At 35.1% G+C, this 14353-nt stretch carries 9 protein-coding genes; 7 read left to right on the forward strand and 2 right to left on the reverse strand.

The window, feature by feature from the left end; all coding sequences use genetic code 11:
- Positions 1–106: 106 nt before the first annotated feature.
- Together LGQ02_RS10805 and LGQ02_RS10810 are read right to left on the reverse strand one after the other, a co-directional pair.
- Positions 107–1456 carry an IS1182 family transposase gene (locus tag LGQ02_RS10805; RefSeq protein WP_226518149.1) on the reverse strand — a complete coding sequence of 450 codons (1350 nt, stop codon included), beginning with the start codon at positions 1454–1456 and terminating at the stop codon, positions 107–109.
- Positions 1457–1782: 326 nt separating this feature from the next.
- On the reverse strand, positions 1783–2886 hold the full coding sequence (locus tag LGQ02_RS10810; protein ID WP_226518150.1) for an acyltransferase family protein: 1104 nt from the start codon (positions 2884–2886) through the stop codon (positions 1783–1785).
- Between the two features lie 252 nt (positions 2887–3138).
- Here LGQ02_RS10810 and LGQ02_RS10815 point away from each other — a divergent pair, with 252 nt between their 5' ends.
- The 7 genes from LGQ02_RS10815 (at position 3139) to LGQ02_RS10845 (ending at position 13982) form a co-directional block, all read left to right on the forward strand.
- Positions 3139–3846 carry a YwaF family protein gene (locus LGQ02_RS10815; protein WP_226518151.1) on the forward strand — a complete coding sequence of 236 codons (708 nt, stop codon included), beginning with the start codon at positions 3139–3141 and terminating at the stop codon, positions 3844–3846.
- A gap of 280 nt (positions 3847–4126) precedes the next feature.
- Positions 4127–4969, forward strand: a complete 843-nt coding sequence (gene kynA / locus LGQ02_RS10820) for a tryptophan 2,3-dioxygenase (protein ID WP_404802422.1) — start codon at positions 4127–4129, stop codon at positions 4967–4969.
- Positions 4970–5690: 721 nt separating this feature from the next.
- A complete protein-coding gene (locus LGQ02_RS10825) occupies positions 5691–7007 on the forward strand; it encodes a Zn-dependent hydrolase (protein WP_226518153.1) in 1317 nt (438 codons plus the stop codon).
- 17 nt (positions 7008–7024) lie between these two features.
- A complete protein-coding gene (locus LGQ02_RS10830; protein WP_226518154.1) occupies positions 7025–7765 on the forward strand; it encodes an L-2-amino-thiazoline-4-carboxylic acid hydrolase in 741 nt (246 codons plus the stop codon).
- A gap of 31 nt (positions 7766–7796) precedes the next feature.
- Positions 7797–8483, forward strand: coding sequence for an SDR family oxidoreductase (locus tag LGQ02_RS10835; RefSeq protein ID WP_226518155.1), 687 nt, complete (start codon positions 7797–7799; stop codon positions 8481–8483).
- A gap of 164 nt (positions 8484–8647) precedes the next feature.
- Positions 8648–9733 carry a polysaccharide deacetylase family protein gene (locus tag LGQ02_RS10840; protein WP_226518156.1) on the forward strand — a complete coding sequence of 362 codons (1086 nt, stop codon included), beginning with the start codon at positions 8648–8650 and terminating at the stop codon, positions 9731–9733.
- A gap of 661 nt (positions 9734–10394) precedes the next feature.
- Complete coding sequence (locus LGQ02_RS10845) at positions 10395–13982, forward strand: dynamin family protein (protein WP_226518157.1); 3588 nt, start codon at positions 10395–10397, stop codon at positions 13980–13982.
- Positions 13983–14353: the final 371 nt, after the last annotated feature.

The following is a 14353-nucleotide window of genomic DNA, read 5'->3' on the forward strand; positions in this document are numbered from 1 at the left end:
GATTGTCGAGAAACCCCATGCATTTTTCAATGCTTGGGGTTTCTCTCTTTTTTAATATGATATTGAACCTTTGTATTTTAATTAAAAATAGAAGATGAACCACCTCTCAACTAGCTGAGAGGTGGTTTGCTATCTTCTTGATATTCTGAACGGTGGCTGTCATGAGCGCTTGTTCTGTTGCGCCCTTCAAACTCCGTAACCGGCAGTAGCGAAGCCCATGGAGCTCTTTGGCATCCGCGAAGCTTCGCTCAATCGTTTCTTTCCTTTTCTTATAAATTAGTTTCCCTTCGGGAGAAAGGCGGTGTTCTCTCACCTTCTCCTTACTGTCTTCCCAGACGTGACGTGTAATCACCTTTTTATGATTTTTTGAATTGGTACATTGACTAAGTAGTGGACAGTTAACACAATCAGCTGGGTTCGAGTGGTATTGACGGTAACCTTCGCGGTTTGTCGTCGAATAGGTCAAACTCTTTCCATTTGGACAAACATATGTATTCGATACCTTGTCATAGTGGAATTTCCATTTCGGAAGATAGCCTTTCTTTGGCTTAAAACGCCTGTGCGCAATAACTCCCATAATGTTTCGATCCTCCAACCCTTTACAGAGTGGGATGGTTAAATATCCAGCGTCTAATCCTACAGCTTCAACCTCGAATCCGAAACGTTCTACCTGACGGTCAAGACGGTTTAAATACGGGCGTGAATCATGGACATTGCCTGGTGTAAGATGTACATCAGTAATAATATTATATTTTAGGTCTGTTGTTCGGTGATCTAAGTAGAAAAATCCCTCGGGTTTTCCTTCTCTATACATATAGCCACTTTCTTCGTCAGTTGTGCTAACCTTTATTTCCTTTTCTTCAATTACTTCATTTCTTTTGGGTAACGGCTTTTTTCCATGAGCTTTTCGATCCTCCTCAATCGCTTCATTTAACTCTTCAATATATTCACGAGTTTCTATTTGAACGTCCCTTTTAACAAACTTTCGTTTATTGGCATTCGCCTTTAAATGGGTAGAGTCGGAAAATAAAGCACGTCCTCCAACCATACGATGTTCCATAGCTAAAAGAACAATCTCATCAAAAACCTCTTGAAAAATATCTGTGTCTTTAAAGCGTTTATGCCGATTAAAGCTGATCGTTGAATGATGAGGAACAGGTTCTGTTAAACCTAATCCTAAGAACCAACGGTAAGCAACGTTGGTTTGGATATCCTTTTCAAGCTGTCTTTCTGACCGGATACCGTAAAGGTATCCCACAAACATCATTTTAAATAACATGACAGGATCAATAGGAGGTCGTCCGTTATCCTCACTATAGTAAGGTTTCACCTTTTCATAAATAAATGAAAAGTTAATCGCCGCATCAATTTTTCGTAGTAAATGATCTTCAGGCACTAATTGATCGATAGAAACCATCTCAAGTTCAACTTGTTTTTCTTTTATGGGACGTAACATTTCGATCACCTCAGATAGATAAAATTTTAAGCGAATTTCTCTTTTTACTAACAATCGAAGAAGCGAAAGACGGCGACTCCTGCGGGAAAAGCAACAGCTGAAGATCCCGCAGGGCGCATTACCCGAGGAAGCTGAAGCGTTGCCCGCGGAAAGCGTCCGTCTATAGCGAATGCAGATTGTACTCACTTTTTATCTGCTCGAAGAGCTATCTTTATTATACTATAACTATCTGAATAATCGGATTAATGAATATAAAAAAACAGGCTGTTGAGAGGACTTTCTCAACAGCCTGATGGGCTGCTAAACGCAGCCCATTTTTAAAAAACTTAAGAACTATAATTAACTCCTTTTTCTTCAGAAACTTGCCATTCTTTTACATAGTTATTATTTTTATATGCTACTCCTAATTTTCCGACGATCAAATATCCGTACTTCCATTTATTCAAATAGTAAATTGTTGTTATTGAGAAGAATGTACTAAATGCAAATAGAATCAAGATATAATTGAACCCTAACGTAACAGGGTAATATTGATATACAAAATCAATGACTGAGATATAAAACATATGCAGTAAATAAATACCAAAGGAATACTGACTAATTCTAATTAAAAAGTCTGGGATATGGCGTAGTTTCATTGTTAAATACATCATAGAAAAAATAACAGCTGTTGTATGAAAAATCATATCAACTCGTTTTGAACTATGAACAACTAACAAATCCGTGTGATATAACGACAGTAGTAGGGCACTTGAAATAATAGGTGCCGTTAAGATAAGTTTACGATATCTTTTTAATAATGATACAAATGCCTCGTAATAGTAACCACAATAGAAGCCTAATGTAAAGTAGAAAATCCAACCTAAAAACGGTACCCAGTAAAATCTCGTCCATATATATTCAGCATACGGTAAATTAGGTGGTGCTGTGAAATTAAACAGTGACAAGTAAGCGATATTCACTGCAAGTGATGCGAGAATTACTTTTAAAGGGTTTTGTTTCTTTAAGAAACGGTAAAAAAGTAAGTGCACGAAATAAAATTGGAAGATAATTAAAACGAAATAACCGTGAAAATCTCCGATTAAAGCATTTAAAAAGAACTCATACCCAACGTCAGGGATGGAACGCACATGTGGTACAGCATAAAACATCGCCATAAATAAAAACGGAATAAAAATATATTTAAATCGTTTATTTAAAAAGTGACTTGGTATTTGTTTATTTCGGTAAGAATAAGCAATGATCAATTCTGAGATGAATATGAACAGAGGAGTTCCAAAGTATAACAAGACATTTACTGAATCAAACAAGTTGTAAGTAAATGTACTGATTGCAGTATCTGGAATCGAACTTAACCCTGTACCAATTGCGTGCAAAAACACAATACATAGGCAAGCGATACTCCTCAATAAAAATACTTCTTTTATCATTTTTCCCCCACCAATGAATTATTTTTACATTCTTTATCTATATTTGTTTAGATGCCAAAGGTTAAAAGGTGATACTTAATCTATCTTATGAATCAATGAATGATATTTCAATTACTCCGAGTACATTTACAACTAATTACATATTTTCATGGATTCTTTAGAGATTTGCGATGATCTTGGATTTTAACGGAGGAGGATTTTCTATAAGTTTATCGAAGTTATTGAGGTCATAATAATCATTGGAGGATATTTATGAATTGGTTTCATAGGAGCTCTACACAATTTCCGTTTGAAATGTTGTCAACTCACCATATATTTGTGATTGGGATCTTAATTACAGGCGCTTTCATACTCTATTTTTTTAGAAACTTCCTAAAAGATGTTACGACTGACCGTCATGAGTTTATCATCGCACTCACATTAATAATCTTTGAGGTTGGTTATCAAGTTTGGTTATTTCAAATTGGTATGTGGCAGTCGAGCCATGCACTACCATTGGAGTTATGTAATATTAGTTTGTTTCTCATTATTTTGTTGCTATTAACAAAACATCGAACAACCTTTGAAATCGTCTTTTTTATTGGCATTGCAGGTGCATTACAAGCTATATTTACTCCTGTTTTAAACTTTGGGTTCCCACACTTCCGCTTTGTCCATTTTTTCTATACACACATTTTCATCATATGGGTTTGCTTATATTTTGTATGGGTGAAAGGGTATCGGCCAACAATTTTTTCTGTCATAAAAGCGATGTTGTTTTTAAATATTTTGTTACCACTCATTTTATTCATTAATAAGTATGTTGAGGGAAACTACTGGTTTTTAACAGAAAAACCAAGAGGGGTTAGTTTGCTAGACTGGTTAGGTCCACACCCATGGTATATCCTATCTCTCCAATTTGTTGCAATTACTTTATTTCTTATACTTTGGCTACTGTTTAGAGAAAAAAGTAAACGATAATGGAAGGGGGTTAGGAATATTTATGTAATATCCGACAGCTTAACAAACGTTAAGAAATAGTGCTCAATATTTAGGAAATAATCATTACTTTGGTTATGGACTCGTTCGCTCAGTAAATGCCCTTCAATATTTATATTTAAAAGATGCCCTGAAAACAGTGTATGTGAAGTCTCATACGCTGTTTTCTATTAAACTATTATCCTGTTATAATAAGTTTAATTTTTTAGATTTTTCTGTTATGTTTATTAGTATGAGATTTTTTTATCATTCACTATATGAAATGGAGGCGGCGAAAGTGGATAAAAACAATGAAAAAGATATACATACTGATTTTATAAATAACATGACGTATGGAGAGTATTTAAATCTTGATAAGATTTTATCAAGTCAAAAGAGACTCTCAGACCATCATGATGAAATGTTGTTTATTATCATTCACCAAGTTAGTGAACTGTGGATGAAGCTTATTTTACACGAATTAAATGCAGCTATAGATTCTATTAAGAAAGAAGACTTCCAAACATCATTTAAGCAACTTGCTCGTGTATCAAAGACTCAATCACAAATTATTCATGCATGGGATGTACTTTCAACATTAACCCCTTCTGAGTATATGGAATTTAGAGACCACCTCGGTCAAGCATCTGGATTTCAATCATATCAATATCGGATGATTGAATTTTCACTCGGTTACAAAACCGATCACGTATTAAAGATTTATAAAAAAGATCCTGAATTGCTGAATGTTTTACAAGAAGCTTATGAAAAACCAGGGCTTTACGATGTTGCCATCAACGCTTTAGCAAAGGCCGGTCTTCCTGTGAATCCGGACTTGGTAAATCGTGATTATACGAAAACATATGAAAGTGATGATACTGTGAAAGAAGCTTGGTTAACAGTATATAAAAATGTAGATCAATATTGGGACTTATATCAATTAGCAGAAAAGCTCGTTGATATTGAAGATTGGCTCCAACAATGGCGATTTAGACATATGAAAACAGTAGAACGAATTATAGGGTTTAAAAAAGGTACAGGTGGTTCTTCAGGGGTAAATTATTTAAAAAGTGTTTTAGATCATCGCTTCTTTCCTGAACTTTGGGATCTGCGTACAGAAATATAAAATGTGTTTGCGCAAGTGAGCTATAATTAGAAATCAATCGAAATTGAATAATTAACGTGACTTATTCAATCATGATCCATTTGTTTTGAATAAAAATTAGTTTACTAACTGAATTAATTTCATAATGACGTTTTTTAGCAATGAAACGAATGATATTATAAACTTTTTCATTAAATGTACGTTTTATTTGTACTATCAGAATTTATAATTTTATGGTCGATAGTAACTGCTCCTGCGCCGCTACGCTTGCTCGTCGCAACTCGACGTTTAATCATAGGAGTTGAGCTTGTGGCAACTAAGGCTTACTTCCACAGGAGGTGGTGACTTCGGCGTTGATCACAGGACGTGATCGATTGTAGTCGAAGTTCCTAATTAATGACTTGCACTAAAGCATAAGAGCTTCTATGTAAGCACACTTCGCTTACGAAGAATCTCTTTAACGAAAAGCCAAGTTTTGTTTAGAAGTGAACGTAACTAAAGACGGCGACTCCCGGAGGATCAGCGACGAGCAATACTTCTTCGAACTGCTCCTAGCTGCGACGAGTAACCGCAGGAGCGACGAGCTGAAGATCCACTTAGGCGAAGAGTTATCGAGCCTAAGTTAGCTGAAGACAAGCCCTCGGGAATGCGTCCGTCTAAAGTGAAGTTCACGCTCATCATTCGGAATTTCCCACCTTATTTTGAGTTATGAAATTGATTCAACTAAAAGGAGACTATCAAAATGGAAAAGAAACAAATATTAACTGAACAGTTTTATGCTCGCCTGCTTCAATCGTATGATAAGAACTTAACACATTCAGGTGTTAATGGGGAAAGGTTAGCCTCGCGCTTAACTCAATTATCTCAAATTGGTCAAACAGCTGATAACGGTTCAAAACGAATGGGATTTTCAAAAGAAGAAAGACAGGCGAAATCATTAGTGAAAAGCTGGTTTCAAGAAGCTGGACTTAATGTTTACGAAGATGGTGCTGGAAATGTATTTGGACGTGTAAGCGGAAGAAATGAAGAAGCTCCAGCTATTTTGTCAGGTTCTCATGTAGATAGTGTACCAAATGGCGGTCATTTCGATGGACCCGTCGGTGTCCTTACAGCTTTAGAAGTAGCCCATGCATGGAAAGAAACAAATTATACACCAGAAAAACCATTCGAAGTTGTTATTTTTTCAGATGAAGAAGGTTCAAGATTTAAAGCTGGTTTTTCTGGCAGTGCTGCAGTTGTCGGTCAAGAAAGTTTAAAAGAAATGACGAAACTTGTTGATGTTTATGGACAATCCTTTGATGAAGTGATGGATCAAGCTGGACTATCAGTCGAAGGATTCTTGAACGCAAAGAGAGACTTAAGTAATATCCATTCATTTATCGAAGTACATATTGAGCAAGGAAAAATCCTAGAAAAGGAAAACCTTTCTGTTGGAGCAGTTACAGGAATTGCAGGTCCATGCTGGCTTGAAGTCGTATTTCATGGTGAAGCAGGACATGCTGGTAATACACCGATGACTGATAGAAAAGATGCACTTGTCGCTGCTAGTCAATTTGTGTATTCAATAGAAAGTATACCAAAACAAATAAGTGAAACTGCAGTCGCTACAGTAGGACATCTTAATGTTGAACCTAATGGAGTAAACGTTATTCCAAAGAATGTCACATTAACTGTAGACATTAGAGATATTCATAAAGACACTAGAGATGAAGTTGTTAATCGTATTAAACAACTAGGGATGGATGTAGAAAAAGAGCACGGCTTGAAAGTTGAGTTAAATGAAAAATTTCGTATCACACCAGTTCCGATGAATGATTATTTAAGAGAGATATTAGTAGATTCAATAGAAGAGCACCAAGAAACGTCTTTTACTTTACCAAGTGGTGCTGGTCATGATGCGATGATTTTAGGCGAACATGTTCCTATATCAATGCTTTTCGTACGTAGTAAAAATGGAATTAGTCACAACCCAAAAGAGTGGACAGAATTAAATGATATTGTTACAGCTACTCACGTGTTAAAAACATATATTGAGAGATTAATGAAAGATAATGACTAAAAGAAGGTGAAATTATTATGAGTGATGAACAGTCTAAAACTGCTTTAAAACATGTAACAATGTACGAAATTACATCAAAGCTATTTTTCCATTTATGTCTGTCATTAGAGTCTTCATTTCATCAAAAAGGGAAAAGTGTGATCGAGGAGGGGGTATGTGATTTTCAAAGTGATTTGATGTCAACATTGCTTCAAACAGATAAAAATAAAATAGATTTTCAAACTGACACTTTATTAGATTCAGAGAAAGTTAAACAGTCGTTTAAAAAATATGTGGAGATTTGTAAAAAGAACGAACAAGACCCAATTAATATGTATTCATTGATGGCGAAAATGTTTGCGCACATTGCAAAACATGCAAAAAATAATTTAGGTGAGCCAGGTCAAGATGCAATAATAGAAGGAGTTCGTACTTTCGGAGAAGAACGTGGAAAAAATATTGCAAAAAGGGCAGAGCTAGCAGGCAAACCAAATGAAAAAGACCATTATTTAACGAACTATGATATGGGTAGAAGTGAATTGTTTGAATTTGAAACATTATTTCACAAAAATGAAATTGAGCAAACCTTTACAAAATGTGCTTTTGCTGACCAATGGAAAGAAGATGGTATGGAGGAACATGGAATTTTATATTGTCATATGATTGACCCTGCTGTAGCAAAGGGTTTTAATCCAAACTTTGAAGTTATTCATGATGAATATATTTTAAAAGAAGGCGTATGTCATTTCCGGTTTCAAATGAAAGAAGATAAGAAATAGTTCTATAATTCTTGAATTGAGGTGGGATTGTATGCTTCAAGATAAAGTGGTTGTTATTACTGGTGGGTCACGAGGAATCGGGAAAGAAATTTCAAGAGAGTGTTTAAAGGAAGGGATGAAGGTGATCGTCCTTTCAAAAACAGAAGAATCACGAACGGACGTGATGAATGAGCTTTCCTCATATGAAGGTCTTTCAACATACATATGTGATGTCTCTTCACATGAATGTGTAACGAAAACGTTTGATAAGATATATAAAACGTTTAAACATATTGATATTTTAATCAACAACGCTGGAGTAGGTATTTGGAAAAATGTTGATGACATGTCGCCAGAAGAGTGGAACACTCAAATTGGAACAAATTTAACCGGCGTATTTTATTGCAGTCAATATGTTTTCAAAAATATGAAAGACACTGGTGGACATATTATAAACATTGCATCCGACCTTGGTTATTCAACGATCGAACGTGGTGGTGCTTATTGTGCTAGTAAATGGGGGTTAATCGGGTTATCTGGAACGATGCAAAAAGAAGGTAAGCCCTATGGTATCCGGGTTTCAACTGTCTCTCCTGGATTGGTCCAAACTGATTTTGGAAGTGTTTCAGCTGAGAAAAAAACACACGGCCTTACTACTGAAACAGTAGCAAGCCATGTGTTATCAGTAATGAAAACTGGAACAGATGCCGGTGAAATCAATATGATCGTAAAACCATAAAGCACTTCTAGACCTATTTTAAGAGCTGTCACTTAAGTATAATAACTTATGGATGGCTCTTTTTATGATTGGTGAGTCGTTTCTTCATTAAAAGTTCGTTAGTAATCCTCCCTCCTTTTGGGAAAGATACGATTGAATCTTTCCATCGATAAAGGAGTATGTAAATGATGAAAAATAAAGGTCAATATTTTATGTTATTCATTTTTATATGTGCCATCCTCTTCTCTTCTGCTGGTAATGCTTTAGCAAGAGAATCACAAGTGTCAGAAGCTGATATTAACGTTGATGACCTTGATGTGAATACTGAATATTTATTAAGAGAAGGTCACCTAATGGTACCTGCATTATTTTTTAAAAATACAGGAGCAAAAGTGAATTGGAATGATAGGTATCAATCGATTGTTTTTCAAGTTGGTGATAAAAAGGTAGCTGCGCCAGTTGGAAAAACGTTCACCGATATTTTTAATCCAAACACGAGACAATGGGAACGAGGAGAACTATCTGTTGAACCAATTAGCGTAAATGGTCAAACATTTGTCCCGCTACGAGACATAGCTCTTGAACTTGGTTTTCATGTTTCTTATCGCCCTGATTTAAAAAAGACAGTGATCAATACGAATATTGAAAGAAAGGCGAAAAGAATTCGTACTGGAAATACATCTCAAAAGTATGTATCTTTAACTTTCGATGATGGCCCTGATCCAATATACACACCACAAATTCTTGATATATTGAAAGAGAAAAATGTAAAAGCGACGTTTTTTGTTGTCGGTAAGCAAATAGATAAACATCCTGAAATGATGCAAAGAATCGTTAATGAAGGTCATTCATTAGGGAATCATACTCTTTCTCACCCACGCCTTCCGAATGAAACGACTGCAGAAGTTTCTAGAGAAATTCAACTAACGCAAGATAAAATTGCCGAGTCAGTTGGGCGAAGACCGGATTTATTTCGACCACCATTTGGTTTATTAACACGAGCGGATGAACAATTACTTCATGAGTATGGACTTCGCATTATTATATGGTCTGTGGATACACTCGATTATACAGGATTATCTGCTGATCATATTTTAGAAATTGTTGAGAGGGACATTTCACCTGGGGGGATTGTATTACAACATAATATCGATTTAAATCCAGGTTTATTAGATGGTACTGTCGAAGCATTGCCAGAAATCATTGACCGTCTGCGACAAGAAGGGTATAGCTTTTTAACGGTGCAATCTTTATTAGACCAAAATCAATAAATGAGAATCGATAAGGTTTAGTAGTTCCATTTACATTGGGTAAATAGAAAATAACAGCTCACTTTGGAGGTAATTCGCGCCTGAAATAATGATTTGTTTGTTTAATTTTTAAAAATGAATCAATTTCATAACTCAAAATAAGGTGCGAAATTGCGAATAATGAGCGTGAACTCCACTTGAGACGGACGCTTTCCCGAGGGCTTGTCTTCAGCTAACTTTGAAAATCACCTAAAGCGAGCAGAACCCTGAAACCCATTAGATAAATAGGATATCCGTCAAAAATCCGAAGACTCCAGCGGGAATAGCAATAGGCGAAGATCCAACAGGGCTTTAGCCCTGTTTAGCTGAGGCATTGCCCGCGGAAAGCGAAGGAATTTTTGAACGGATATAATGACTTATTCATAGGCTCCAACGATTTATGTCGCACTTGTGCCTAGAGGTGAAAGCGTCCACCTGTAAACGGATTCGAGCACTTAGTAAAAAGGAAACATGTAAAACTTAATGTTAAACTTATTACCAGTTCTATTGTTTTTCACATCGGAAATGGAGCTACTTATGAAAAGGTGTACCTCTTAAAAAATAGAGGTACACCTTTTCACGATTTTCCCTTCTCTTTTTTTTGAAAATTCGTTATAGTGATAGTTGTTAAGAAAGGGGATTTATGATGACAATTGTAAAAGAGAAACTAGAGCGAGGGAACCTTTCCTATACGGAAGAAGAGAAAGCTCGCTTACAATTGCTAAAAGATAAACAAAAGGAACGACTGTTTGAAGTCGCTTTTTGTGGGCATTTTTCAGCAGGAAAATCAACGATCTTAAATTCATTACTAGGTGCAGAAGTTTTACCAACTAGTCCAATTCCGACAAGTGCAAATATCGTTAAAATAAAAAATGGTGAATTAGGTTTATCTGTACATACAAAAGATGAAGGCAAAAAGTGTTGGACGGGCGAAATTCCATGGGATCAGGTACGTAACTGGGGCATGAACGGCTTAAAAATATCAGATATTACAATCACAGCAAATTTACCGTTCTTAGGAAATGCTAGTTCCATTTTAGATACTCCTGGAGTTGATTCAACGGATGATTCACACGAATCTGTTACTGTAGAACAATTGTATTCGACAGATGCCGTTGTTTATGTGATGGATTATAATCACGTCCAGTCTGAAACGAATTTATATTTCTTGAAACAGCTATCACTAGAAAAAAAACCAATATATCTCGTCGTAAACCAAATAGATAAACATAATGAAACCGAAATTCCAATTTCGATCTTCCGAAATTCTTTAAAAAATGTTTTGCAAGAGTGGGGAATAGAATATATTTCAATATATTTTACATCGATGAAAAATTGGGAACATCCACTAAATGAATTTGCGGTCTTTGAACGAGAGATGAAAGCTCTTTTATACAATAGTGATGAGCTAATAGAGACATCCCAGCACATGTTAACGTATGGATTATACAATGCAGTAAATCATCGTTTGTCAATTGAAAAGAACGAAGCGATTGAAGATATTAAAGATGAAATGGAAAACGAAGGATACACACTTGAACAACTTTCAGAAAAAGCTCGAATCGTTAATGAGTTAGAATATTTAAATCATTATGATCAATACATTTGGAAAAACTTCAAGAAAGAAAACGATAAACTATTTAATAATGTGACACTCTTTCCATATGAAACGACAGACCTTGCTCGTGAATGGATTGAAACGTTAAAACCGGGTTATAAAGTTGGCATCTTGTTTTCTAAAAAGAAAACCGCTGATGAACAAGCACGTAGACTCACACGTTTAACTGAAAATCTTCAAGATAAAGTGAAGTCACAATTAATCTTTCATTTGCAAGGGTACTTTCAAAAAGTTGACCGTACGACATTATCTAATGTTGAGCGGTTTGAAGAAGCAGTAAGTGAAATGAATTATGAAGTCTCTAACGAACTTTTGAAAAGTCATGTGAAAACAGATTATACGAGTAGGGATTACGTATACACATTTACAAAAGAAATGACAAACTTGATTGTGCAACACATCAAAGAAAAAGCAAAACGAATCGTTGACATTCAAATTGAAGAAATGGATGGCTATGTAAAAGAAAAGCGCCAGTCTACGAATAAACAACTCGAAAAATTTCATGCAATTGAAGAGTATGAAAAAAAGCTTGAAGAAGTCAAGGAAACTTATACGAAGGAGTCAGAAGGTATTCAAAAAGTATTATCTACCTTCCCGTCAGAAAGAGCATATGTAAATTTACTTCATTCAGTTATGAAAAAATCATTTCCTTCTAATCACGAGCAATCCCTTTCAGGTATCACTTTACCTGAAGAAGGAGTCATTGATACGACGTGGGATAACGATCATACTTCACGTGTCATTGACTTTTCAGAAGAAGACACGCTTAAGTGGGTGACAAATGTTAAAGATTCGTTACAATCATTTCATCAATCAAAAGTGTTAAAGACAGAGCGTGATCAACTCATTGAAAGGATAAAGAGATATCAAGATCAGTCTTTTGTTATTTCTTTATTTGGTGCATTTAGTGCAGGGAAATCAAGTTTTGCCAATGCATTATTAGGTGAAAGTATTTTACCTGTTTCTCCGAATCCAACAACCGCTACTGTAAATACCGTTGAACAATCAAACGGCAATAATGAACACGGCACAGTTAAGATTTCGTTAAAATCTGTGGAAGATTTAAATGATGAGATTCAGGCGGTTAGTCATCAGTTAGATGAATCATTATCTGTTGAGACACTTAAAGGTTGGTCACCGAATACAAAGAACTACCATTCCAGTTGGGAAAAAACGTATTCCGACTATTTACTTACTTTAAAGGAAAGCATAAAGAAAAACTTAAACGAATTGGGGACATGGATTGTGAAAGATTTAAAAAATCTTGAATTTTATGTCGCTCAAGAAGAGAATGCATGCTTAATTAAGGAAGTAAATATTTATTATGATTGTGAACTAACAAAAAAAGGGATTATTCTTGTTGATACGCCAGGAGTGAATTCCATTCATGGGAGGCATACAAATGTTGCATTTCAGCAAATGAAAAAATCTGATGCCATTTTTTATTTGACGTATTACAATCATGCGTTTTCAAAAGCAGATCAATACTTCCTTCAACAAATTGGAAAGGTAAATGAAAGCTTTGAACATGATAAACTTTACTTTATTATTAATGCATCTGACTTAGCTAATAATGAAAATGAATTAAATGGTGTAAAAAAACATGTCCATGATCAACTATTAAGTAACGGTTTAGAAAAACCGCGCATCTATGATGTATCAAGTAAACAAGGATTGGCTGCCAAAAAAAATAAAGATGTCGCAAGCACAAGCTTTTCAAGGTTTGAAACGTCTTTTTATAATGAAACGATTATAGAACTGAAAAAATTAAGTTTTGATATGATTGTTCATCAACTAAATCAATTTGTCGAGAAGCTTGATGACAGTGTTCGTTTTATGAAAGAAGATGAAGCAGAACAAAAGAGACAACATAAAATATTACAACAAACCGTGAAGGAACAAATGTTAGCTGTTCAAAATTCCTCGTTTTCTTATGTATTAAGAGACTTAATTCAAGAGTATGACCAAATGACGTTATATTTACGCGAGAGAATGAAGTTCGTATTAAATGATTACTTTCCGACAGCGATTAATGTTGCAACAGTAAATGGAAATTCAAAGAAACAATTACAAGAGCAACTATTAGGAGCAATGAAGGAATGGAAAGGGTTAGGAGAATACTTCTTAAAACAAGAGCTTGAAGCAAGTATTGTACGTATGGAAGCCAAATTAAAAGAAAGAGCATATGATTGGGTAAAAGAAGAGTCACATGCGGTTCAAAAAGAGTTGACTTCATATGCGTATTACCCTGATTTACAAAGAATTGAATTAACTGGAGATCTTCATGAGGTGGATTTAAATGTCGATCTATTAACGTTTAAATCTTATATCAAATCAAAGAAAGACTTTTTTGAACAAGGGACAATTAAAGTGTTAAAAGAACAATTAGTGCAAACTGGTGTTGAGAAAGCAAGTGATTCTATAGCTACATGGTCTAAACTTTTTACGGATGTATTAGAAGATTCATTAAAACGCATAGAAAAAGAGTTAAAAGAAGAAATGGTTGCAGCCATTGAAAATGAATTATCTCGTTCTGAAGCACTAATGGATAAAAACGTTCAAGCTTCAATAGAGAAAGAACAAAAAGCATTAACGGAATTTTTGAATCCGTGACTCATAAGTTATCACCCCCTTTACGTAACTGAGCTGGTTTAGAATAAAGTTCTCCTAAATAAAGGGGAGGGAGGCAGGAATAACAATGGAAGTGACAAAAGAAGCGGTAGATTTTTTGGAGGAATTATCTCATAGAAGTGGCCGCCATACCTATCGGATTAGCTTCGATGATAAGAGTACATGAGGTGCATCAAAGTTTAAAATAACTCTGGATGAGTTTAAAGATGGAGATCAACTATTTAAGGTTAAAGGGTTAATTTTTTATTATAACAAAGAGCTCAGCCAACAAATTGATACCCTTTTAATTACTTATATAGACGGCAGGCTAAAATTACTAGATAGAAGATAATGAAAGATCAATACTTTTACAT

Source organism: Bacillus shivajii (genome assembly GCF_020519665.1).
GTDB lineage: Bacteria > Bacillota > Bacilli > Bacillales > Salisediminibacteriaceae > Bacillus_CA > Bacillus_CA shivajii.

Coding starts and splice junctions, on each gene's coding strand:
- LGQ02_RS10815 (WP_226518151.1), top strand. CDS start 3,139: ATGAATTGGTTTCATAGGAGCTCTACACAATTTCCGTTTGAAATGTTG.
- LGQ02_RS10835 (WP_226518155.1), top strand. CDS start 7,797: ATGCTTCAAGATAAAGTGGTTGTTATTACTGGTGGGTCACGAGGAATC.
- LGQ02_RS10845 (WP_226518157.1), top strand. CDS start 10,395: ATGATGACAATTGTAAAAGAGAAACTAGAGCGAGGGAACCTTTCCTAT.
- LGQ02_RS10825 (WP_226518153.1), top strand. CDS start 5,691: ATGGAAAAGAAACAAATATTAACTGAACAGTTTTATGCTCGCCTGCTT.
- kynA (WP_404802422.1), top strand. CDS start 4,127: ATGGAGGCGGCGAAAGTGGATAAAAACAATGAAAAAGATATACATACT.
- LGQ02_RS10840 (WP_226518156.1), top strand. CDS start 8,648: ATGATGAAAAATAAAGGTCAATATTTTATGTTATTCATTTTTATATGT.
- LGQ02_RS10805 (WP_226518149.1), bottom strand. CDS start 1,456: ATGTTACGTCCCATAAAAGAAAAACAAGTTGAACTTGAGATGGTTTCT.
- LGQ02_RS10830 (WP_226518154.1), top strand. CDS start 7,025: ATGAGTGATGAACAGTCTAAAACTGCTTTAAAACATGTAACAATGTAC.
- LGQ02_RS10810 (WP_226518150.1), bottom strand. CDS start 2,886: ATGATAAAAGAAGTATTTTTATTGAGGAGTATCGCTTGCCTATGTATT.